The 24,182-nt window shown below is 54.9% G+C and carries 15 protein-coding genes and 2 pseudogenes; 2 read left to right on the top strand and 15 right to left on the bottom strand.

Annotated features, from left to right (window positions below):
- Positions 1-173: 173 nt before the first annotated feature.
- The 8 genes and pseudogenes from KNV97_RS18310 to KNV97_RS18275 form a co-directional block, all read right to left on the bottom strand.
- Positions 174-1,739, bottom strand: coding sequence for a hypothetical protein (locus KNV97_RS18310; RefSeq protein ID WP_218562534.1), 1,566 nt, complete (start codon positions 1,737-1,739; stop codon positions 174-176).
- 1 nt (position 1,740) lies between these two features.
- On the bottom strand, positions 1,741-2,310 hold the full coding sequence (locus tag KNV97_RS18305; RefSeq protein ID WP_136487246.1) for an ECF-type sigma factor: 570 nt from the start codon (positions 2,308-2,310) through the stop codon (positions 1,741-1,743).
- The gene (locus KNV97_RS18300; RefSeq protein WP_218562533.1) at positions 2,310-3,755 is read right to left on the bottom strand and encodes a chromosome partitioning protein ParA; all 1,446 of its coding nucleotides are present in this window, start codon (positions 3,753-3,755) and stop codon (positions 2,310-2,312) included. The genes KNV97_RS18305 and KNV97_RS18300 overlap by 1 nt, the downstream gene beginning before the upstream one ends.
- A complete protein-coding gene (locus KNV97_RS18295) occupies positions 3,752-5,089 on the bottom strand; it encodes a serine/threonine-protein kinase (RefSeq protein ID WP_136487244.1) in 1,338 nt (445 codons plus the stop codon). Before KNV97_RS18295 ends, KNV97_RS18300 begins: the two co-directional genes overlap by 4 nt.
- Before the next feature lie 177 nt (positions 5,090-5,266).
- Positions 5,267-8,396: pseudogene (locus KNV97_RS18290) on the bottom strand (efflux RND transporter permease subunit).
- Between the two features lie 6 nt (positions 8,397-8,402).
- Entirely contained in the window at positions 8,403-9,551 is a 1,149-nt protein-coding gene (locus KNV97_RS18285) for an efflux RND transporter periplasmic adaptor subunit (protein WP_136487242.1), read from the bottom strand.
- Between the two features lie 638 nt (positions 9,552-10,189).
- On the bottom strand, positions 10,190-11,545 hold the full coding sequence (gene gorA, locus KNV97_RS18280; RefSeq protein WP_136487241.1) for a glutathione-disulfide reductase: 1,356 nt from the start codon (positions 11,543-11,545) through the stop codon (positions 10,190-10,192).
- A 151-nt stretch (positions 11,546-11,696) separates the two neighbouring features.
- A complete protein-coding gene (locus KNV97_RS18275; protein ID WP_136487240.1) occupies positions 11,697-12,536 on the bottom strand; it encodes a 23S rRNA (adenine(2030)-N(6))-methyltransferase RlmJ in 840 nt (279 codons plus the stop codon).
- A gap of 160 nt (positions 12,537-12,696) precedes the next feature.
- Here KNV97_RS18275 and prlC point away from each other — a divergent pair, with 160 nt between their 5' ends.
- On the top strand, positions 12,697-14,739 hold the full coding sequence (prlC, locus tag KNV97_RS18270; protein ID WP_136487239.1) for an oligopeptidase A: 2,043 nt from the start codon (positions 12,697-12,699) through the stop codon (positions 14,737-14,739).
- Between the two features lie 160 nt (positions 14,740-14,899).
- On the opposite strand, the gene KNV97_RS18265 is transcribed toward prlC, so the two are convergent.
- The 4 genes from KNV97_RS18265 to KNV97_RS18250 all read right to left on the bottom strand — a co-directional run bounded on the left by KNV97_RS18265 (position 14,900) and on the right by KNV97_RS18250 (position 17,435).
- Positions 14,900-15,382, bottom strand: coding sequence for a DoxX family protein (locus KNV97_RS18265; RefSeq protein WP_136487238.1), 483 nt, complete (start codon positions 15,380-15,382; stop codon positions 14,900-14,902).
- A 9-nt stretch (positions 15,383-15,391) separates the two neighbouring features.
- Positions 15,392-16,156 (bottom strand): HvfC/BufC N-terminal domain-containing protein, encoded by a 765-nt coding sequence (locus KNV97_RS18260; protein WP_136487237.1) that lies wholly within the window; start codon positions 16,154-16,156, stop codon positions 15,392-15,394.
- Positions 16,146-17,042 carry an MNIO family bufferin maturase gene (bufB, locus tag KNV97_RS18255; protein WP_136487236.1) on the bottom strand — a complete coding sequence of 299 codons (897 nt, stop codon included), beginning with the start codon at positions 17,040-17,042 and terminating at the stop codon, positions 16,146-16,148. The genes KNV97_RS18260 and bufB overlap by 11 nt, the downstream gene beginning before the upstream one ends.
- A gap of 129 nt (positions 17,043-17,171) precedes the next feature.
- The gene (locus KNV97_RS18250) at positions 17,172-17,435 is read right to left on the bottom strand and encodes a BufA1 family periplasmic bufferin-type metallophore (RefSeq protein ID WP_136487235.1); all 264 of its coding nucleotides are present in this window, start codon (positions 17,433-17,435) and stop codon (positions 17,172-17,174) included.
- Positions 17,436-17,759: 324 nt separating this feature from the next.
- Between KNV97_RS18250 and uvrD the strand changes: the two genes are divergently transcribed.
- Positions 17,760-19,934: a DNA helicase II gene (gene uvrD / locus KNV97_RS18245; protein WP_136487234.1), complete on the top strand. Its 2,175-nt coding sequence runs from the start codon at positions 17,760-17,762 to the stop codon at positions 19,932-19,934.
- Between the two features lie 789 nt (positions 19,935-20,723).
- Here uvrD and ggt read toward each other — a convergent pair.
- The 3 genes and pseudogenes from ggt to KNV97_RS18230 form a co-directional block, all read right to left on the bottom strand.
- Positions 20,724-22,500 (bottom strand): annotated as a pseudogene (ggt, locus tag KNV97_RS18240) (gamma-glutamyltransferase).
- A 121-nt stretch (positions 22,501-22,621) separates the two neighbouring features.
- On the bottom strand, positions 22,622-23,278 hold the full coding sequence (locus KNV97_RS18235; protein ID WP_136487231.1) for a LysE family translocator: 657 nt from the start codon (positions 23,276-23,278) through the stop codon (positions 22,622-22,624).
- A 63-nt stretch (positions 23,279-23,341) separates the two neighbouring features.
- Positions 23,342-24,145, bottom strand: coding sequence for an AraC family transcriptional regulator (locus KNV97_RS18230; protein WP_136487230.1), 804 nt, complete (start codon positions 24,143-24,145; stop codon positions 23,342-23,344).
- Positions 24,146-24,182 lie beyond the last annotated feature (37 nt).

The following is a 24,182-nucleotide window of genomic DNA, read 5'->3' as shown; positions in this document are numbered from 1 at the left end:
CGCCTGTTGTATGCTGTCCCGGCGCAAAAATAGAGTTAAAGCGTAAAATACCAAATCTGAGCCACGTTCTACCTGTTGCCATACCTGCTGGCAATATACGGAAAGCAGCATAAAACCCGTAAATTAATTTAATTTTTTTATCATTAGTGGCTGGAAACCAGTAGTCATGCGGTTTACGGTGTGATGTTTGGATCCGGATGGTGATAAATTAAATTGATTTTCAGGGTTTCCAGCCACTGGGTGTACTCCGGACGCGGGCGCAAAATATAGGTATAAATTTCTCCCTCAAGCGGGATGTCATACTCGGAGTATTCCAAATCCGAAGAAAGGCTGATCGGACGCTGATGGGAGTCAAATTCATAACAGGCTGGCGGATAGTTGCCATAATAATCGCCGGAAAACACCATCATGGTTTGCTGATACAGGGTCGGGCCGGTCAGGGAGGAAAAGGCGAAATAAGGTTCAAACTGACGACAGGAGAGGTCGCCCTGATCGGTCACGATGTTCAGATCTGAGTCTGCCGGTTGATAATAGTTAGGGTTGTCGAAGCGGCGGTCGTAAATGTAGTTGCCCATGCTGACCCAGTAATAGTTCTGTTGCTCGTCCATCAGCAGGTAGTCAAAGTTACCGCCTTGATAGAGGTACTGGCCGGTATCACCGTTCAGACGTGCTTGTGCTGCCTCGCGGGTGTCGGAGAGAGTATCGGTTTGATATTCGTCACCGTCATAGCTGGTGACGAGAAAATTGTTGCTGTTATAGATGCGTGACGGATAGCTGTGGCGAAAAATCCAGCTGTAGAGATGGTTAGAATCAAGGCTGAAGTCGATTTGCTGCGTCTTGCGCTGATAGGTTCCGGCGCGCTGCAGCGCTGCGCTGTCAGGGCAGTCGAGGCGGGTTTGTCCCATGGCATAATAAACCACCCCTTTACTGAGGTAGAACAGTTCACAATACAGCACGTCATAATCATAGTGTTGGCCACCCAGCTGGCGCGTAGTCTGGATACGGTATAAACGGGTATCTTCCAGCTCTCGGGTATCCTGCTCGTTGTCATCCTGTGCAACCGGCAACACAAAACTGGTGCTTGGCCAGGTCTCCTCGGCATGAGCATCGTCACTGGCTTCAATCAGCAGCGTCGGGGCGCCACTATCCGGCTCCGGTGTGCCGCTTACGGTCAGCAGTTGAGCAAGGTTGAGTCGCAGGGCTGCGCTGGTGACCGATACCCGGTAGGAGATCAGGTCGCCTTCCGGATCGGTGAACAGGTCACTGATATCAACCTGATAACGCACAGCATTGCCCGGGCTGAGTTGCCAGGTCGCAATTTCGTCACTGATGCGTTGATAGGCTTCGCTGTTGAGTTGCGGCGGCTGGTTCTCTTCTGCGGCGCTGGCCGTATCACTCTCTGCCGTCGTGACTGTCTTCACCTCCGCGCCCGCGCTGTCAGGCGCTGTTTCCTCAGATGGTTGCCCTGTCTCAGGTTCACCGTCACTGCTTTCCGTCTCATCGGTGGAGTCGGCTGGTGATCGGCTTGCGTTGTTATCGGCACTATGTGTACCTGCAGAGAGAGAGGGAGCGGACGCTGCGGCGCGCGATGCGCTGTGACTGTCCGGCCACCAAGCATGGCCCGGTGTTAACCCGCGCTGAGCGGTTTCATCCACTGCCAATTGCTCGGTGCGCGAGTCGGCGGGCCACAACAGCCAGGCCCCCAGTACTGCGGCACTCAGTGAAACAAGAACGCGCATCTTAACTTAGCCTCGACTGGAACCAGCACAGGGCGAATTTGAGATCCTTTTCAATCAGGCTGCGGCTGCACTCCAGCAGCTCGCTTATCTCATCGACTTTCATGCCGATCAGATACTTGAGCTTTAGCGCGTTCGACTGGCGCGGATAGCGGGCACTGAAGGTATCCAGAGTTTTATCCATGATGATCAGTTGTTCAAATGATGCGGCGGGCTCTGCATCCGGTAACGATGTCACCGGCTGGCGCTTCTGTGCCTGTTTATGCCGCGCATGGTCGATCAAAATCTGACGCATGATTTTGGCCGCTTTGAGATAAAAATCGCGCCGATGATGCACATCATCCAGATCCGCTTGTGATAAGCGAAGATAAGCCTCGTGCACCAGGGCGGTGGTGCTGTGGATACTGTCATTGAGAATTGGATTACTGTCGCCATATTTGCCTGCGTTACGCGCCTGTTCCTGTTCCGCCAGGCGGCGCAGTTGCGCGTAAGCAATATGATAGAGTTCACTTTCTGCGGGCTTATCACCCTGCTTCCAGTTATGCAGTACTTGCGTAAAGGGAGAAGAGACCATTAGCTGTCCTTATGCTGTTTGGTGAATTCATCGACACTCAGGGTTTGCATTGATTCCTGGCCGTCAACGGCGCGCTGTTTGCGTTGCTGATAGCGATACAAAATGCCCTGATCCCAGTGGTGGCCGGCCGGCAGGTATTCCCAGCTGGTAAATTGTGGGCCACGCTCCGGGTCAAACCAGGTCACGGTAATATTGAGATCGCCCACATTGATCCTGTTATCCGGTTTTTGCAGCCACCACATATCGCGGTATTGTGCAGTGACGTCCCGGGTGTAGTTTTGTGGCTCGGAAGGACACTCACTGACCGACTCAGGCCCGAGCAGGACCTGGTTGGTGGTGATGTGCAGGCACTGATGCTGAATGCCTGAGACCAGGTAGCGAGTACGTAACCAGATGCCCGGTAATGGAATGTGGTCGCCCTTACCGTTCGGGTAGGTAAACCACATCATCTCACTGCGGTTGTTGTGGCTGACGCCGGCTTTATGGCCCAGTCCCTGCGATTTCTCCATAAACAGCTCAGTGAGCGGGTCAAAGTTCATCGCGATGGTGCGGTATTTCCAGTCGCCTTCGTCGTCAAAGTCCTCGACATAGAAGCCATTGAGATCGTTACGGGTACAGCCGTGCCGGGCGCAGCCAATCAGGCCGGCCTCATAGGCAAATTGGCTCAGCGGATGCTCTACTGCCTGGGTGAGCCCGTGCTCAGGTCTGAGCTGGCAGCCGTTAAAGTGATCACCGATAGCCGGATACTCGGTCAGTGTTTCCGCTCCGACTGAAAAGCGCGTTTTACCTATCGGGGCAAAGTAATTGGGATGAGCAGCGCGATCGAGATTGTACGCGCAGATTTTTCCCTGCCAGTCTTTTTTGGGTACCAGGCTGGTTTCGTACATTACGCCTTTTGGCCGGTAAATAACCTGGTCGGATACAAAATTCTGCTCAATATAGTGCTGGCTCTGATTGAGGTGTTCGACCGCTTGCTGAGTCGAGACCAGCGGCAGGTTAAGTGCCGCAAGATGATCGTCAAGAAATGACAAGTCCAGCTGTTTAAGCTGCTGAATAAAATCCTGGTCAGTCAGTGCCTGGCTGAGCAGCGTGATCTCTTCGCGGTTTTGTGGGGTCGAATCCAGCGACAGCAGTAAACGGGTCATGTTTACACTGCGGCTGACCTGGGTACTGGCCAGGGTTGGGGTCACCACTTCCTGACCACTCAGGGTGGTGAGCAGATAGCCATGTTCATCCAGGCCGAGATAGAAGCGGATCACATCGCCGGGATGATAGGAAAAGGACCCTTTCTGGGTTGTGCCGCTCAGTCCGGAGCTGGTGGTGTAAAACAGGCCGGTGACCGGCGCATCAATAAAATAGCCCTGCTGTGTATCAGGCGCGGCGGCCAGCGGGCTGGTGGCCAGCAGGCTGGCGGTAGTCAGGATCAGATTACGTAGGATGGTCATGGTTGATTCGGGGTCGCTGGCTGAGCCGTTGGTCGATTGTGCTGTTTTGGTGGTGTCGGCGTAAGCAGTGCCAGTAACATTTTTTGTTTAATGTGTTGCGGGATATCCGGGTTGGATAAAATCCGCCGCCGGGTGATCTCAAGCATGGCATCAATACTCAGTGGTTGTTCGAGCGAATTCTTACTGTGAAACAGCAGTTGGGTCAGCTCGAACAACATGTTGTCCGAGATCTTCTTTTCCGCCGACAATTGGCGGTTTTTCTCGATCACCGCGATGGTAAAACTGGTCGCTGATGCCAGGAGTAACGAGAGTAACAAGCAGTAAAAAGGCCGTCTTTGCACCAGACGTTTGAGCAGGTAAAACGGCAGATGCTGGCGTAGCGAAATCGGCCGCAGAGCGAGCAGATGCTCTACATCATGCCGCAGGTCACCCACGCTGAGATAGCGCTGCCCGGTATCTGACTCGGTCGCTTTAGCTATGATACACGCCAGATCTGAGCCCGCTTTAGGCGTCGGAAATACAGCGTGTAATATCTTACCCAGTGAGTAGACGTCACTTTGTTGGGTGAGGTATTCCCCTTGTTTTTGCTCCGGACTGGCGTACTGATTACTGAACGCGAGCAGAGAGGAGTCATGCAACTGAGCGGACTGCGGTTTGAATTTCTGGGTCAGGTTGAAGTCGATTAGCTTGGGCTGATCTCCGCTGGAGATGAGGATGTTAGCCGGTTTGAGATCGGCATGCAGCACCTGGTGGTCATGGGCGTGTTCGACTGCCTGACAGATACGGATAAACAGCCGCAGCTTGTCCTGACGGGTTAACTCCTGCTGTTGCAGATAACTGTCCAGCGTCGGACCGTGAATGTATTCCATCACGATATAGACCTGGTCGTGAAACAGGCCGCCATCGTACACTTTGGCAATCCCGGGATGGTTGAGGCGGGCCAGGATCTGCGCCTCGGCAAACAGCGCTCGCTGGCCCAGTTGTTCAATGATGTGTGGCTGAATCAGCTTGACAGCGAGTTGCTGTTCATAGGTGTTGTCGGCGCGGGTTGCGGCATAAACGATGCCGATACCGCCGCGGCCGATTTCGTCGTGCAGCTGGTATTTGTCGATCAGTTGCTGTGAGTAATCTGCGCTGTCTGCGGCCCACGCCAAGGCATGATGGGCCAGAACCTGATGCAAACTGGTGGCGGCTGAGGCAGTCAGCAGCGGCAGCACTTCCTGATAAAGATCGGGTTGCTCGACCTGTAAACGCGCGATCGCATCTTGTTGCTCCGATTCGCTCAGATCCAGCCAGTCGTAAAAAAATTGTGTTGAAGAGTCAGGTGCTTGCACGGATTTTTTATCGTATGAATAACCACGTTGGTAGTGTATCCAAAATGTATGTGCAAAGTGAAACTTTTCTTACTATTGCTACATCTGCTGAATGTGAGTTAAGCATTATTGGATGACCGGAATAAAAAAATGCCCACCGGCCGGAGGCGGGTGGGCATTTGGAGGCTGTTCACTCGATTAAGCGTCGGTCGGAATCTTATGCGGTTTGGTGCCGAATAGTTTCATCACCATCACAAAGAACACCGGGACGAAGAAAATCGCCAGGATAGTTGCTGCCAGCATACCACCCACAACACCCCAACCGATCGCGTTACGGCTCGCGGCACCGGCACCGGTACTCAGAGCCAGTGGCAGTACGCCAAGAATAAACGCGAACGAGGTCATCATGATCGGACGCAGACGCATACGACACGCTTCAACGGTCGCTTTCACCAGATCCATGCCATCGTCATACAGGTCTTTGGCGAATTCCACGATCAGGATGGCGTTTTTCGCTGACAGACCAATGGTGGTCAGCAGGCCAACCTGGAAGTAAATATCGTTCGACAGCGACTTGGTGGTTGCCGCCAGAATCGCACCAAATACCCCCCAGCGGAACGACCAGGATAATGGAGAACGGCACACTCCAGCTTTCGTACAACGCAGCCAGGCTGAGGAATACGATTAAGATAGACAGGGCGTACAGGAACGGCGCTTGTGAACCGGTCTGAATTTCCTGGTACGAGGCCCCCGTCCATTCCAGGCCAATGCCTTCCGGCAGCTGATCAACAATTTCCAGAATCGCCTGCATCGCATCACCGGTACTCTTACCCGGTGCCGCCGAGCCCTGAATGTTGACGGCCGGTACGCCGTTAAAGCGCTCCAGACGAGGTGAACCGAACGACCAGCGCGTAGTAGCGAAGGCATCGAACGGCACCATATCACCATCGGCGTTACGCACGTGCCACAGGCTGAGGTCATCCGGCGTCATCCGGTAAGGCGCATCGGCCTGCACGTAAACGCGTTTGACCCGGCCGTTATCGATGAAGTCGTTAACGTAGCTCGAACCCAGCGCGGTCGACAGGGTGGTGTTGATGTCCGATACTGTCACACCCATTGCCATCGCTTTTTCATAGTCGATATCAATGCGGAACTGCGGCGTATCTTCCATACCGTTCGGACGTACCTGAGTCAGGTTGGGGTTCGAACCGGCCATGCCCAGCAACTGGTTACGCGCTTCGATCAGTTTTTCGTGACCCAGGTTAGCCGTATCTGTCAGGTAAGCATCAAAACCACTCGCACTACCCAGGCCTTGAATCGCCGGGATGTTGAATGAGAAGATTTGTGCTTCTTTGATTGGCGCAAACGCAGGGTATGAACGGCCGATAACCGCATCCACCGACTGGCCAGGTTCAGTCCGCTCATCCCAGTCTTTCAGGCGCACAAACGCCATACCCATGTTCTGGCCCTGACCGGCGAAACTAAAGCCGGCAACGGTAAACACAGAAACTACGAGATCTTTTTCATCTTCCTGGAAGTGCTTGCGCACTTTATCCATCACTGCCAGGGTTTGTTCCTGAGTGGAACCGACCGGCAACTGGACAACAGACAAGAAAATACCCTGGTCTTCTTCCGGTACGAATGAAGATGGCAGGCGGGTCCACAGTGTGGCCAGAATGCCGACAATCACGCCGTAAACCAGCAGGTAACGCCAGCGACGATTAACGCCTTTGCCGACGGTGTTCTGGTAGCCTTGGGTACCACGGTCAAACCACTTGTTGAACCAGGCCAGCGGACCGGATTTTACGTGGTGATCTTCGCCTTTTTTTACCGGCTTAAGCATGGTTGCACACAGTGCCGGAGTCAGGATCATCGCCACCAGTACTGACAGTACCATTGACGATACAATGGTCAGTGAGAACTGACGGTAAATCGCACCCGCTGCGCCACCAAAGAACGCCATCGGGATAAATACCGCACTCAGTACCATCGCGATACCGACCAGAGCGCCGGTGATCTGACCCATTGATTTACGGGTTGCTTCACGTGGCGGCAAGCCGTCTTCGCTCATTACCCGCTCAACGTTTTCCACCACCACGATGGCGTCATCCACCAACAGGCCGATAGCGAGAACCAGACCAAACATGGTCAGGGTGTTGATTGAGAAGCCGAATGCCGCCATGATCCCGAAGGTACCGAGCAGAACCACAGGCACCGCGATGGTTGGGATCAGCGTGGCACGGAAGTTTTGCAGGAACAGGTACATCACGAAGAAGACCAGTACAATCGCTTCCAACAGGGTATGAACTACTTCTTCAATCGAGATTTTAACAAACGGAGTGGTATCGTACGGATACACCACTTCGATGTTGTCCGGGAAGGTTGGCTGCAGTTCAGCCAGACGTGCGCGGACCGCATCTGCGGTGTCCAGAGCGTTGGCACCCGTCGCCAGCGTGATCGCGATGCCCGACGCGTATTTACCGTTGTAACGGGCCGCGGTCTGGTAGTTCTCAGCGCCAAGTTCAACCCGTGCCACGTCTTTGAGACGAATCTGCGCTCCGTCAGTATCCACTTTCAGCAGGATATTCTGGAACTCTTTGACTGTGGTAAAGCGGCTTTGTGCCGTGATGGTCGCGTTAAGCTGCTGGCCTTCGACTGCCGGTGCTGCACCGAGCTGACCTACTGATACCTGGGTGTTTTGCGCGCGAATTGCGTTGCTTACTTCCGCAGGCGTCAGCTGGTAGTTACTCAGTTTGTTCGGATCAAGCCAGATACGCATGGCGTGCTGGGCACCGAACACACGAACTTCACCGACACCTTGTACACGGCTCAGCGGGTCTTTAACCTGTGATACCATGAAGTCAGAGATTTCAGTGTTGTTCATGCTGCCGTCTTTCGAGATAAAGCCGACAACCATCAGGAATGAACTGGAGGACTTCGCCACCGTCAGACCTTGTTGGGTTACCTCGTTCGGCAGGGTTGCTTCCGCCAGCGATAACTTGTTCTGCACCTGAACCTGAGCAATATCCGGATCGGTACCGGATTCGAAGGTCAGGGTGATACTGAAGTTACCCGCAGAGTCACTGGTGGCCGACATGTAGAGCAGATTGTCGATACCATTCATGTTCTGCTCGACTATCTGGGTCACGCTGTTTTCCACCGTGTCCGCCGAAGCACCTGGGTATGAGCCGGAAATCGACACCGCCGGCGGCGCGATATCCGGATATTGCGAGACGGGCAGTGTCATGATTGACAACACACCCGCCAGCATGATGATGATGGCGATCACCCACGCGAATATTGGGCGATCTATAAAAAATCGTGCCATGTCTTATTATTCCTTAGAATCTTCCAGGACTTGAGGAGTGACTGAGCTGCCCGGACGAATTTTCTGGATACCGTTAACCACTACTTTCTCGCCGGCTTTCAGGCCTGAGTCAATCAGCCACTGATTGCCGATAGTGTTGCTGGTCTCTACCATGCGTGATTCAACCTTGTTGTCTGCATCCACCACAAATACCGACGCTTCGCCGCGCGCGTTGCGGGTGACTGCGGCCTGAGGAATCAGGATGCCGTCTTCGCGATGCTCGGTCGGAACTGCAGCGCGTATATACAGGCCAGGCAGCAGGAACTGATCGGCGTTATCAACGGTGGCGCGTACATTGACCGTACCGGTATTTTCGTTGACCGATACTTCCGCAAACTGCAGCGTTGCACGCTGGTCAATGGGTGTGCCGTCATCAAGGAACAGTTTAATACCGCTCAGCTCTGTGTTTTTTATGCCAGTCGCCTGACGCAGTTTAAGCAACTCACTACTTGGCTGAGATAGGTCGACATAAAGCGGATCCAGCTGTTGAATGGTTGCCAGAGCGTTAGTCTGGTTCGCCGTAACCAATGCACCTTCAGTGATCAGAGTACGACCGATACGGCCGGAGATCGGCGCAGTGATCTTGGTGTAGGCGAGGTTGATTTCAGCAGAGTGAACGTTGGCTTTCGCCTCTTCTACCGACGCTAGTGCTTGCTTGTAGCTTGCCTGCGCGTCTTCGTAATCCTGTTGGCTGACCGAGTTCTTCTTCACCAGTTCGCTGTAACGCTTGGCTTGAAACTGAGCCTGAACCAGGCTCGCTTCTGAACGGGCCAGGCTGGCTTTGGCACTGGCCAGAGCAGCTTGATAAGTGGAAGCATCCAGTTCAAACAATACGTCGCCTTTTTTCACCTGGCTGCCTTCCACAAACAGACGTTTGGTGACGATGCCGCTGACCTGAGGACGGACTTCAGCGATACGATAGGCGCTGGTTCGACCCGGCAGGGTACTAGTGACGTCGACTGGCTGAGGCGTGATGGTAACTACATCGACTGCCACCGGAGGTGGTGCACTGTCGCCGCCAGCTTGTGGTGTGGCATCTGGCTGACAACCCGCCAGCGCAATTGCGGCTACAACTGCGGTTAGCCACTGTTTAGAAAAGGCTTTACCGTCGCCCATAATTTCTCTCTCCTTTACCACGTAGAACGTATTAAACTCAGTGATCCCTTCAGGTATACGTACAAACCACCGCTCAGATTCACCGGCTCAAATGTCTTTGTGAGAATGCTGGTTAATTGCAAAGCCTCTCAACACCCGATGTCATCCTGATGAACCCAGGTAAAAATCGCATGTCTGGCTGCTGGATAGAACTCTGTCATTTATTGCACAATTGGACAAGTAAATTTTGCTGCACAGATGGACAATTAATGAGGAAGTGCAATTTTTATCCGATTTTCCCGGTTGGGAATTGTCGCACCTAATGCACGCAGATGCATGCGCAAATTTGTTACTGGTCGTTTTTAAATCGGCCATGGGTAGCAAAACTGAAGCAGAAGCTGTGCCAGACAGGGGAGCAAGAGGTAAATAAAGTGGCCTCAGGCTGGAGAACTCTGAGTGGTGACTGAGTTGGCTGAGTCGGTCACTGGGTCAGATGAGGGGTCAGTACGCTCCATGCTCGTGCGACAAGAGCTGTTTGGTGCGGCTGGCGGTCGATATGACGCTTCCAGTGGGATTGAGGGTGGCCGGATGACCGGGAGCAGAAATACAAAAAGGCCGGGAAACCCGGCCTTTTTACTGAGGTAAAGGACAGGTACGCCTTAACGCATCGTCACGAACTCTTCGCTGCCAGTCGGGTGGATCGCCACCACTGAGTCGAAGTCCGCTTTGGTTGCGCCCATCTTCATCGCCACGGCAAAGCCCTGGATCATCTCATCGACAGTGAAACCGATGCCGTGCAGGCCAACCACGGTTTCTTCATCGCCAGCACACACCAGCTTCATTTTACATGGCTGACGGTGCTTGGTGACGGCGGTGTACATCGCCGTAAAGCCAGAAGTGTAGACTTTCACTTGGTCGGCGCCGTATTGTTCAATCGCTTCCTGCTCGGTCAGGCCGATGGTGCCGATTGGCGGGTGGCTGAATACCACGGTCGGTACCAGGTTGTAGTCCATCTTGGCATCCGGCTTGTTGTTGAACAGACGCTCAGACAGCTGACGGCCAGCTTTGACGGCGACCGGAGTCAGCTCAATACCGCCTTCCATAATGTCGCCGACACAGTAGATGCCCGGTACGTTGGTGGCCTGATAAGCGTCGACCTTGATGTAACCTTTGTCATTGGTGGCAACACCGGTCGCGGCCAGATTGATGGCATCGGTGGCCGGGTGACGGCCGATCGCCCAGATCAGGGTGTCAACATTGCAGCTTTCACCATTTTCCAGATGCAGGGTCAGGCTGCCATCGGCTTCTTTGGTCACTTCTTTTGGCACGCTGTGGGTGTGCAGTTGCGGGCCTTCTGCCGCCATCACTTCAACCAGAGTATCAATGATCATCGGGTCGAAGCTACGCAACGGTGATTCTTTACGGCACAGCAGGTGGGTTTCTGTGCCCAGTGCGTTGAGTACACCGGCAATTTCCACTGCGATGTAACCTGCGCCAACCACAGCAACGCGTTTTGGCTGTTCATTCAGGTCGAAGAAACCGTTCGAGTCGATACCGTACTCCGCGCCCGGAATGTTCGGGATAGTCGGACGGCCGCCGACAGCGATCAGAATATGATCAGCAGTGTAGTGCTCGCCGTTCACTTCCACGGTTTTGGCGTCGACAAACTTAGCAAAGCCACGAATCACTTCAACTTTGTTGTTGCCCAGCACGCGGTCGTAAGACTGGTGGATACGGCCGATGTAAGCCTGACGGCTTTCAACCATTTTGCTCCAGTCGAAGTTTTTCACTTCAACATCGAATCCGTAATCTTCCGCGTACAGGTTCATGGCTTCTGCCACTTGCGCGCCGTGCCACATCACTTTCTTCGGCACACAGCCGACGTTGACACAGGTGCCGCCCAGATCTTTGGCTTCAATCAGCGCCACTTTAGCACCGTACATAGCCGCGCGGTTCGCTGACGCAATGCCGCCACTGCCGCCGCCGATACAGATATAGTCAAAATGTGTTGCCATTACTTTCTCCCGTCAGGCAGGGGGCGAGTGGTGTCGCATGCCCTGCGTGTTTTTTAATATGTATCATCAGTAGATGGAGGACAGAATGTCAGAACTCAATCCCTGCAGTTGATTCTTGTTGCCAGCTCCCAGACTCTGGGGACCGGTTTAATTACTCGGGTACAATCCATTCCACTTTGTGGTGACCGGTGGCCGGCGCAATGGTCTGCTTGAGGAACGGCAGGATGGTTTCCATCTGACTTTGCAGTTTCCACGGCGGATTAATCACTATCATGCCAGAGGCGGTCATGCCGCGCTCGTTGGTATCCGGTGAAACCCCGAGTTCAATTTGTAAAATTTTGCGAATGCCGAGTCCCTGCAGGCCTTCAATCATGTCTTCAATATCGCAGCGATTCACCACCGGATACCAGATAGCATAGATGCCGGTTGCCCAGCGTTTGTAGCTTTGTGCTATCGCATTGACCACGTCGCGGTACTCTTTGGCCAGTTCATACGGTGGGTCAATCAGCACCAGGCCACGGCGCTCTTTCGGCGGCAGGCTGGCTTTGAGGCGGGCAAAGCCATCCTCTTTAAAAATCGCCACCTGGCGGTCGCGGTGGAACTCCTGCTCCAGCAACGGGTAGTCGCTCGGGTGCAGTTCGGTCAGCACCATGCGGTCATCAGCACGCAGGTGAGCACGCGCCACTCGCGGCGAACCCGGGTAGTAGCGCAGCTCGTCACCCTGATTCAGCGCTTTAATCGACGCCAGGTAGCTCTGGATATCTGCCGGCACATCCGCCTGCTGCCACAAACGGGCGATGCCCTGTTTATATTCGCCGGTTTTTTCTGACCACTCATGAGTCAGGTCATAGCGGCCGACGCCGGAGTGGGTGTCGTGATAAACAAACGGCTTATCCTTCTGCTGCAGGGACGTCAGGATTAAGCTTTGTACGATGTGTTTCACCACATCGGCGTGGTTTCCGGCATGGAAACTGTGTCGGTAACTTAACAATTTGCGCTCTCTCACCCGGTCGCGGGGTGCTGGTCAGTTCAAAAAACATTATCGCCGATTATACGCCAGTATTGAAAATTGCTGAACCTGGCTATATCTATTAACGTAATAGCCAGTGAATATCATTCACTGACCCTCTTTCGATCAAAAGGAACGTTCTATGTCTAATCCACTTCTGACCTTTACGGATTTGCCACCGTTTTCTGCTATCAAACCAGAACACGTCAAGCCTGCGCTTGAAAAGGCAATTGAAGATTGCCGTGCAAAGATCAACGCCGTACTGGAAGGAAATACCGAGCCAAGCTGGGACAATGTCATTGCTCCGATCGAAGAAGTGGATGATCACCTGAGCCGCATCTGGTCACCGGTCAGTCACATGAACTCGGTCACCAACAGCGAAGAGCTGCGTGAAGCGTACGAAAGCTGCCTGCCACTGCTGTCGGAATACAGCACCTGGGTTGGTCAGCACAAAGGGCTGTTCAAAGCCTATCAGGCGATCAAAGCCAGCGAAGCGTTCAGCGCGCTGAGCCGTGCGCAGCAGAAAACCGTGACTGACGCGCTGCGTGATTTCGAATTGTCCGGTATCGGCCTGCCAAGCGATGAGCAGAAACGCTATGGTGAGATCAGCAAGCGTATGTCAGAGCTGGGCTCTAAATTCTCCAACAACGTGCTCGATGCCACCATGGGCTGGAGCAAGCACGTGACGGACGTCAATGAGCTGTCCGGCATGCCGGAGTCGGCACTGGCAGCAGCCGAAGCGGCAGCGGAAGCCAAAGGCCTGACCGGCTACCTGTTGACGCTGGATATTCCGTCTTACCTGCCGGTCATGACCTACTGTGACAACCAGGCGCTGCGTCAGGAGCTGTATGAAGCCTACGTGACCCGCGCGTCGGACCGTGGCCCGAATGCCGGTAAATGGGACAACAGCGAAATCATCGCCGAGCAGCTCAAGCTGCGCTATGAAATTTCGCGTATGCTCGGTTTTAACACCTACAGCGAAAAATCACTGGCGACCAAGATGGCAGAATCGCCACAGCAGGTAATGGATTTCCTCAATAACCTGGCCACTAAAGCCAAGCCGCAGGGCGAGCGCGAAGTGGAAGAGCTGCGCCAGTTTGCCGAGCAGGAGTTTGGCGTCACGGAACTGAAACTGTGGGATATCGCTTACTACAGTGAAAAGCAGAAACAGCACCTGTTCCAGATCTCGGATGAAGAGCTGCGCCCTTATTTCCCGGAACACAAGGTGGTGAACGGCCTGTTTGAAGTCCTGGGCCGCGTGTTCGGCATGCAGGTCAAAGAGCGTGCAGGTGTGGATACCTGGCATGAGTCAGTGCGCTTTTTCGATATTTTCGACAGCAATGGTGCGCTGCGTGGCAGCTTCTATCTGGATTTGTACGCGCGTGAACATAAACGTGGCGGCGCCTGGATGGATGAATGCCGGGTGCGCCGTATTAATACGGCCGGTGAACTGCAAACTCCGGTGGCATACCTGACTTGTAACTTCAACCGTCCGGTCGGTGATAAACCGGCGCTGTTTACCCACGATGAAGTGGTGACCCTGTTCCACGAAACTGGCCATGGCATCCACCATATGCTGACTCAGGTTGAAGTGGGCGCGGTATCGGGCATCAATGGTGTGCCTTGGGATGCGGTCGAGCTGCCAAGCCAGTTCCTGGAAAACTGGTGCTGGGAAGAAGAGGCGCTGGCGTTTATCTCCGGCCATTACCAGACCGGTGAGCCGCTGCCAAAAGCGATGCTGGAAAAAATGCTGGCGGCGAAAAACTTCCAGTCAGCGATGTTTATCCTGCGTCAGCTTGAATTCGGCCTGTTCGATTTCACCCTGCACACCACCTACGATCCGGATCAGGGACCGAAAGTGCTGGAAACATTGGCCGAAGTGAAGAAAAAAGTGGCTGTCCTGCCAAGCCTGGAGTGGAACCGCTTCTCACACAGCTTCAGCCATATCTTTGCCGGTGGTTACAGCGCCGGTTACTATAGCTATCTGTGGGCGGAAGTGCTGTCAGCCGATGCCTTCTCACGCTTTGAGGAAGACGGTATTTTCAACCGCGACACCGGCCTGAGCTTCCTGAATAACATTCTGGAAATGGGCGGCAGTGAAGAGCCGATGGAGCTGTTCAAACGCTTCCGTGGCCGTGAGCCGCAAATTGACGCGTTGCTGCGCCACGCCGGCATCGCTGCATAAGCACTGCCCAAGTCCAACCATTAAAGGCCAGCCTGCTTGAGGCTGGCCTTTTTGCTATTCTGCGCACCGCGCTTGTGCTATTCCTATGGTGCCATTTTTGTTCTGCCATTGCGGTTACTGATCGTTATTCTGTTACTGATACTTATTCTGTTACTGATCGTTATTCTGCGTTGCTGCGTACGTTCGGTGCTGACTGCGCCGCGCCATGCCAGCGCTGGCTGAGCCAGTGATCAAGTGACCATTTACCCGGCCCCCACACCACGACCATCAGCAGCAGCGCCCCCCACAGCTGGTGGTCATAGAAACCGCGCTCCCACAGCAGCGGATACGAGATGACGGCGATGATATTGAAGCCGAACAGCGCCAGTGCGGTGAGGCGGCCAAGCAGGCCGGCGATCAGCAGCAGCGGCAGGAGCAGCTCGGCCGCGGTGCCAAGGTAAGCCGCCCATTGCCACGGCAGTAGCGGCACCTGATATTCAAATTCAAACAGATACAGGGTACTGTCCCAGCTGCTGATTTTCACCAGGCCGGATTGGAAAAACACACTGGCTGCCCACAGCCGCGCCAGCAGTAAAATCAGTGGTGCCAGCACAGTTTGCAGCCAGCCGCTGCCTTGTTGATAGCGTGCAATCAGGGGGTTCATATCCGTCTCCTATTCCGTGCCGGGCAGGGTAAAACCGGCCACAATATCTAACTGGGTCAGTGCCGGCAGAGTGGCCAGCAACTCTGCTGTTATTGCGCCGAGCGGAGTGGCAGCGCTCAGCGCGTGCAGCAGATGATATTCCGAATCGCTGCACGCGCGGGTCCAGGGCTGGCCGTCGCTATCGCAGGCGATCAGGCCGCGTTGCGCCTCAGCCAGTTGCAGCGCAGAAAAATCATCATTGTGGAAAGCTGCGCGCAGATCAAACAAGGCGTACGGCGCACTGAACAAACTGACCCAGGGCGACAGTTGCAGCCGGGCTTGCGCCTGCTGCGCAGCGCTGAGTGCCGCTAAACGGGTCAGCGGCTGGCAGTCCGGACGGGGCGCCGTTGCATAGCTTTGCTGCACCACATCCAGTTGCCACTCAAAATGTGCCAGGTCAGCGGCGTAAGGCACGGCCTGCTCAATATGTGGCAGCGCGGCGATGCTACTGTCCAGCCCGGCGCCGTAGGCGCTGACATCAGCGCAGGTCAGGGGATGATGCATAACATAGTGGCGCGCCAGCGCAGAGAAGCACTCTTCACCGATCACGGCTCTGAGCAGCGGGTAACCGGCAGCGAGCACGTCACTCAGGCTGATCACATAGTTATTGCGATAAATCTGCAGCCGCTGCCCGCCACTAAAGCGGTCACTGGTAAGCCGGTGTTCAACGGCCTTGTTGTCACCGTTCAGTGCGCGGGCAAAGTCGGCTTGCAGCCGCGCCAGATCACAGCTCATCAGCGCCTCCTTGTGCCATTAAACTGTCAACCGGGTGGCGATATCGCGCCGAGGTCACCTGCCGCAGGATCTGCGCGGCGTGGTCGGCTTCTGCCAGCAGGACCTGTGCTTCAGGCAGGTCGGTATCCCACTCTATCAGAGTGCGGCGTACACCGTGGCGCGCCGTCCAGGCGCGAAACAGCTGCCATAACGCGTCACTGACCGGACGATTGTGGCTGTCGATGCGGATCTCCCCTTGCGGTAACTGACGCACGCTGTAGCCGGCGAGGTGAATTTCATCCACCGCATCGGCCGGAATGGCTGCGAGGTAAGTCGCGACAGCAAAACCGTGATTAAAGGCTGAGACCTGAACATTGTTGAGGTCGAGCAACAGACGGCAGTCGGTGCGGCGCTGCACTTCGGCCAGAAAAGTCCATTCATCAATGGTGGAATGACTGAAACGCAGATAACTGGACGGGTTTTCAATCAGCAGCGGCCGCGCCAGGGCATCTTGCACCTGCAGCACATTGCGGCAAAATACATTCAGTGCCTCCTCGGTGTAGGGCAGCGGCAGCAGGTCGTTAAAATAGTGGCCGCCATGCTCGCTCCAGCTGAGATGGTCCGACACCATGATGGGCTCGATGTCATTCACCAGCGCCTGCAACTGGCGTAAATGGTCAGGATTGATGCTGGTGGCAGAACCTAGAGAGAGACCAATGCCGTGACAGCTGATGTCGTAGTTGGCGCGGATATGCTGCAGGGTGCGGCGCGCCGGTGAAAAGGGCGCTAAATAGTTTTCGCTGTGGATCTCGAGCCAGCTGAGCGGCGTTGGCTGGTGGCAGAAAAAATCGAGATGGGCGGGGCGCAGACCGACACCGACCAGGGGGTGAGAAATCGCAGGGTTCATAATGGCATCCTTATCCTTGTGCGCAATTCGATACTTGCTGCTAACGGTGCATAAAGAGCGGTCGATGAGTCATCCGGGCAGAACGTACGGCGCTGCCGTACGTTCTCTCAGGTAGGGCGCAGTGCGGGCTTATTTCGGCGCCATGGTGCTGCCGCCGGCCAGTTTGTCGCATAGCCCTTTGGGCATTACCACAAAGGCATCTTTCTGATGGTCCATTTTGGACGTACCGGCGCAGGAGCTGGATTTGGTCGCGCAGTCATTGTGGCCCGCTTTAGCCACGCCATAGCATTTCTCTTTCTCGGCGGCTATTGCCGGCGCTGCGCTCAGCAGAGTGCCACCCATGGCCAGCAGGCCGGTAATTGCGGCGGTGACCGCCAGATTTGATTTGCTCATTGTCTTATCCTCTTAACTGTTCCATGTGTAACAAACGGCCGTGGTAACGAAATCAAGTAGCGCGTTTGCTTAGAGAAAAAGAGCGGATGGTGGACAGAAAACTTTCACCCAGTGGGTAAATTTTGCGCTGTTATTTAGCGTATTAATGATTAAATGAATGATTTATAGACAATAAAAATCTGATGATTTTTTGTCTTTTCGCTCTGCATAGCGGGCAATTCGCTGGATAAATCTGCAGCAAATCCATTCCCGGCCCTACTTGGGTCTGACTGCGTTTACAGGTATAATCGTTCAAATTATGTATAAATAACCAGTAGCTTAGCCATGATAGATCCCTCTCTCTTAATTGACGGTTTGAACGACAAACAACGCGAAGCGGTCGCAGCACCGCTTGAAAACCTGTTGGTACTGGCGGGGGCAGGCAGTGGCAAAACCCGGGTGCTGGTGCATCGCATCGCCTGGCTGATGTCGGTCGAGCAGGCGTCGCCGTTTTCGATCATGTCGGTGACCTTCACCAACAAAGCCGCAGCGGAAATGCGCGGCCGGATTGAAGAGCTGATGATGGGCAGCGCCTCGGGGATGTGGAACGGCACTTTCCACGGCATTTGTCATCGCATTCTGCGCGCTCATTATCTTGATGCTAAGCTGCCGGAAGATTTTCAGATCATCGATGGTGACGATCAGCAGCGTCTGCTGAAACGTCTGATCAAAGCGCAGAATCTGGATGACAAACAGTGGCCGGCACGCCAGGTTTCGTGGTGGATCAACGGCAAGAAAGACGAAGGGCTGCGCCCGGTGCACATCGATGCGTACCGCGATCCGGTTACCCAGACTTACCTGCAGATTTACTCGGCTTATCAGGAAGCGTGTGATCGCGCCGGTCTGGTTGATTTTGCCGAAATCCTGCTGCGTACGCTCGAACTGCTGCGCGATAACAAGCATATTCGCGAACATTATCAGGCGCGCTTTAAACATATTCTGGTCGACGAATTCCAGGATACTAACAACATTCAGTACGCCTGGCTGCGCATGATGGCCGGCCCGGACGCCCATGTGATGATCGTTGGTGACGATGACCAGTCGATTTACGGCTGGCGCGGCGCCAAAGTAGAGAACATCGAGAAGTTTACCCTCGAATTCCCGAGCGTGAACACCATTCGCCTTGAGCAGAACTACCGCTCGACCAAAACCATCCTGGAAGCGTCCAACACCCTGATCGCCAATAACACCGAGCGGATGGGTAAAGAGCTGTGGACCGAAGGCCAGGTGGGTGATCCGATATCGGTCTATTCGGCTTACAACGAGCTGGACGAAGCGCGCTTTGTGGTCGGTAAAATTAAAGAGTGGCACGACAAAGGCGATATCCTTAATGATTGCGCTATTTTATACCGGAACAACGCCCAGTCACGGGTGCTGGAAGAGGCGCTGATTCAGGCTGGCCTGGCGTACCGTATTTATGGCGGTATGCGCTTCTTCGAGCGGCAGGAAATCAAAGATGCGCTCAGCTATCTGCGCTTGATGAATAACCGTTTTGATGACACCGCGTTTGAGCGGGTGGTTAATACACCAACCCGTGGCCTGGGCGACAAAACCCTGGATACGATACGTTTTGCTGCGCGTGACCGCGGTTGCACCCTATGGCAGGCCAGCGTCGCTCTACTGGATGAAAAAGTGCTGGCTGGCCGTGCCGCTTCGGCATTGAGCCGCTTTGTTGAGCTGATTAACGCGCTGGAAGATGACAGTGCGGAGATGCCGTTGCACGAACAGACCGACCATGTGATCAAAACCTCCGGCCTGTTTGAAATGTACCAGCAGGAAAAAGGCGAAAAATCCAAAGCACGGATTGAGAACTTGGAAGAGCTGGTGACTGCGACCCGCCAGTTTGAAAAGCCGGAAGAAGCCGATGAAATGACCATGCTGACCGCGTTTCTGACCCATGCTGCGCTGGAAGCCGGCGAAGGTCAGGCGGATGAGTTTGATGATGCGGTGCAACTGATGACGCTGCACAGTGCCAAAGGGCTGGAATTCCCGCTGGTGTTTATGGTCGGGGTAGAAGAGGGTATGTTCCCGAGCCAGATGTCAGCCGAGGAAGCCGGGCGTCTCGAAGAAGAGCGCCGTTTATGTTACGTCGGCATGACCCGGGCGATGAAGAAACTGTATATCACCTATGCCGAGATGCGTCGTCTGTATGGCCAGGATAAGTACCACAAGCCATCACGCTTTATTCGTGAGCTGCCGGAAACCTGCCTGGATGAAGTGCGCATGAAAGCTCAGGTCAGCCGCCCGGCCAGCAGTGGCCGTTTCAGCCAGACTGTAGTGAAAGAGAGCTTTAATGAAACCGGCTTCACCCTGGGGTCGCGGGTGATGCATCCGAAATTCGGCGAAGGCACCATTATTAACTTTGAAGGTAGCGGCGCGCAGAGCCGGGTCCAGGTGGCATTCAACGGCGAAGGCATTAAGTGGCTGGTGACGGCGTATGCCAAACTGGAAAAGCTTTAACCGCGTTAGTGTAGCGCTTTTTTTTGTTCAGCGCGCATACGCTGCTGTAAATAGAACCGGTCTGATGGCCGGTTTTTTTATGCGCTGTCGTCTGGTCTGGATGCGGAAGGGCTGGCCTGCGCCGCTCGTGATCTGCGTACCTGGCGCGGAAAAGAAAAACCCCGAGGGGCCAAAGCCCTTCGGGGTTATAGTCTTACTCGCAGCAATCCGGCTACTAAAAGGTGCTCCCTGCATCTTTTCCCTGATAAGTGTGCTGTATCCTTCAGCGCAATCCGTTCATCGCCATCCTAGCGGTGTCCTTGATCATCCTGATCTGCTAACCATCCACGTTAGCTCACATCACTTGTTCCCTGAGCGGTGTCCCTGACATCATCCTGATGTTAAGTCCTTTCCTCGTCCAGAGGAGTCCATTGTCTTTCCTTTGTCGTCGCCATCCTGGTAACGATTGAGTCCGTTCAATGTCCTGCTTGCTATCCTTGCCGATCATTCATCCTGAACAACCGCATCTTCATCCTGAAGATCACCAATCCCTAGTGATTCCCTATTCCGTGTCAGCATCCTTCCGACACCGTTCATATTACTGATTGCACGCTTTTCAGCAACGTAGTGAAATCGATTTCTTGAATAATTATTTCATCTTTATGACAGGCGTTCTATTTTAATCAATGACTTAGGTTTGATTTCTACCCATTTTTCCTAATAAAAAGCGAAATTTACCTACCGGCTTGTGAGAGATCTCTTACAGGCCGGCGGGCTGATCGGCCAGCACGAGGCGGTGTGCTGTGGTGGTTACTGACCGATTGCCACCCCTTCGCGGCGCGGATCCGCGGCGCCCTGCAGCCCTTGATCGCTGATACGAATAGCGTGCAGCCCCGAATTAAGATCGCGTATGGTCACTTTGACGCCGAGTTTTTCCAGCTCCGGGGCCAGCTTTTCCGCGGCCGTACCTTGCTCCAGATCGGTGTCAGCAAAGCGGCTCAGCACATGCGGCTGGTTGATCGCCGACTGAATGTCCATGCCCCACTGCAGGTGGGCGATCAGTGCCTGGGCCACATAGCCGATGATGCGGCTGCCGCCGGGCGAGCCAATGGCCAGATAGGGTTTGTCACCCTGCATGACGATCGTCGGAGTCATGGAAGAGCGTGGCCGTTTACCCGGTTCGAGACGATTGGCGATCGGGCGGCCGTTGTTGTGGGTCGCAAAAGAAAAGTCGGTCAGCTCGTTGTTGAGCAGAAAACCGCGTACAAACAGGCGCGAGCCGAACACATTCTCTATCGAGGTTGTCATCGAGACCACGTTGCCATCGCGGTCAACGATATTGAAGTGACTGGTCGAAGGCAGCTCAAGCGACTGATCGGCGCTGAGCAGCATGGCATGCTGCCAGTGTGGATTGCCAGGTTTGACCTCACTCAGCGCTTTGCCCGGCGTGATCAGTTTGGCGCGCCGGCCCAGATAGGCTTTGTCCAGCAGGCCTTCGCTTGGCATCGGTACGTAATCCTGATCCGCCATATACAGGCCGCGGTCGGCAAAGGCCAGGCGCGAAGCGTCGCCAATCACCTGCCAGGACAGGGCACTATCCGGCCCCCCAGCCTTTGAGATCGTATTTCTCACTGATGGCGAGGATTTGGCCCAGCGTCAGTGCGCCGGAGCTGGGTGGTCCCATGCCGCATACCTGATAGCTTTGGTAAGGCGCGCACACCGGATCACGCTGCTTGATTTGGTAGGCATCAAAGTCGGCCTGCGCCAGTACGCCCGGGTTACCGGGTGCCTGCTGCACAGTGCGGATGATGTCGCGGGCAATCTCACCCTGATAGAAGGCTTTGGCGCCGTGGTTGGCAATCTGCTCCAGGGTATCGGCATACATCGGATTTTTGAGAATATGACCCGCCTGCAGTGGCTGGCCCTTGGCGTCAAAGAAGTAGGCTTCTGCGCCGGCAAAGCGGCTCAACCGGTCGGCATCTTCCGCTATCAGCGTGGCGAGACGCGGGCTGACTTCAAATCCTTGCCGGGCGAGATCAATAACCGGCTCAATCAGGCGCGCCCATTGCAGTTGGCCATATTTCTGATGGGTGTCCCACAGCAGTTTGACTGTGCCGGGCGTGCCGACTGAACGCCCGCCGACCACCGCATCATAGAATGTTAGCGGCTGGCCGCTCGCGTCCTGAAATAGGGTTGGGGTGGCGGCAAGTGGGGCGGTTTCCCGCCCGTCAAAAGTGGTCAGCTCCTGATTTTCAGCATCAAAGTAGACCAGAAATGATCCGCCGCCGATACCGGAGGACTGCGGCTCGACCAGGCCGAGCATCAGTTGCACCGCCACCATGGCATCAATGGCATTACCACCGTCGCGCAGTACTTTGGCCCCCGCTTCGGCGGCGAGCGGGTTGGCGGCTGTGACCATCCAGTGCTGGGTGCTGATCAGGTTCTTCTCCTGATAGCCGCTGCTCTGCTCCGGAGCGACACTGTCGGTCACCTGAGCTGAGTTGACGGATTCGGTACCGACCGCGCCAAACGAAAATAATAGCCCGGATAAGGCCAGTGCGCGGGCCGCGCTGCTGATGTGCTGCATCCCTGTCTCCCTGATGAGTGTCCATTCACTTGTTCAGAGTGGCAGCCGGCGCGCTATTTTGCCAGCATGATAAGGAAAATATGCAGTATTGTTAGCGGTTTAGATTGCGATTACTGTGGTGTTAGCTCAGTAAACCACTGAGCGACTGGTACAGGATCATCATGCCGATGGCGGTAAATATCACTCCGCACAGCAGATCGATGTAGCGGCCGGCGGCCTGCAGTTTCTGCTGCAGATGCCGGGTTGACAGCATCCAGGCCAGCGCGGCAAACCAGGCCAGCGCCAGCCCCCACAAGATCAGCAGCGCGATGCCTTTGCCGCCGAGTGACATTCCGGCCGGGATCAGCGTCGACATCAGGCTGACGAAGAACACCAGCGCTTTCGGGTTGAGAATATTGGTCATAAAGCCGCGTGAAAAGGCCTGACGCTTATTATGCAGCAGCAGCTCCGGCTTCTGGCTCAGTTCGCCCGGAGCCAGTGACCAGTTGGCCAGCGTCGCGCGCAGCGCGCCATAGCCCAGATAGAGCAGATAGCTGCCGCCGCACAGTTGCAGCAGGGCAAACAGCAGCGGCTGCTGGTGGACCAGATAACTGACTCCGGTCAGGCTGAGCAAAGAATGCAGCAGAATGCCGAACGACAAGCCGAGGGCAATATACAGTCCAGTCTGACGGCCGTAGCGGCTGGCATTTTGTACCACCAGGGCGACATCAGGGCCGGGGCTCATCAGGGCGATAAAGTGCACGGTGGCAAGGGTAACAAGAATACTGACTTCATTCATAACAACACATCTCCTGCGATCTGGGCGCTATTGTGGCAGTTGGCGGAGGATGTGGCTTGTAAATTACTGACAGTGGCCGACGGCGGAAGGGGAAACACCAAAAGTGTGCTTGAACGCTTTGGTAAAGTGGGCCTGGTCGTAGAAACCAACCTGCTGCGCCACCTCAGTGCCGGAAATACCGGTTTTGATCAGTTTCATGCCCTGTTCCAGACGTAACCGGCTCAGCCAGGCATAAGGCGTCATGCCGGTGCGGGCTTTAAAATGACGCTGCAACTGGGTCGGTGTCAGGTCGCACAGTGCGGCCAGTTGTTCCAGGCGTACGGCCTGATCCAGGTGGGCCAGCAGGTACTCTTTCAGGGTGGCCAGCGACTGGCGGCCGAGTGCTACCGGGGCGCGCTCCTTGCTGGCGCCGTAGCGTTGCACCAGCCCGGAAAAACCTTCGTAGGGCAGGCAGTCTTTGGCTAACTGGCTCAGGCTTGGCTGTGCCAGTGCCTGATGCAGATGACACAAGCGGCTGAACAGCTGCGGGTCGCTGACAATCAGGCGGTCAAAGCTCATCATCTGCTGCGGGCGGGCCAGTTCAAGGTGCTGGTTAAACCAATCCGGCTCAATCGCAAACACCCGCACCTGATAACCGGATTCAGCCAGTGAACGACCGTCGTGCAGTTCATCCGGTGGCATGATCACCAGTTCGCCGTGGCCGACCTGATGCTGGGCGCCCTGATAGGCAAAGCGCTGCTGACCCTGGGTGATAAGGCCCAGATGAAAATCGAGATGATAATGACGTTGAAAGGCGAACTCGTGATAGTCACCTTCAATCAGGCTGATGGCTGAATCGGGGGTGGTGCGGTAGCGAACTTTATCCATGTGGAACCGGTGAAAATAGCAACAATCTCATCCAGCT

It is taken from the genome of Vibrio ostreae, assembly GCF_019226825.1.
In the GTDB taxonomy this organism is placed as follows: domain Bacteria; phylum Pseudomonadota; class Gammaproteobacteria; order Enterobacterales; family Vibrionaceae; genus Vibrio; species Vibrio ostreae.
Note: the sequence above shows the minus strand (reverse complement) of the source record. Positions and strands in the feature narration are given on the sequence as shown.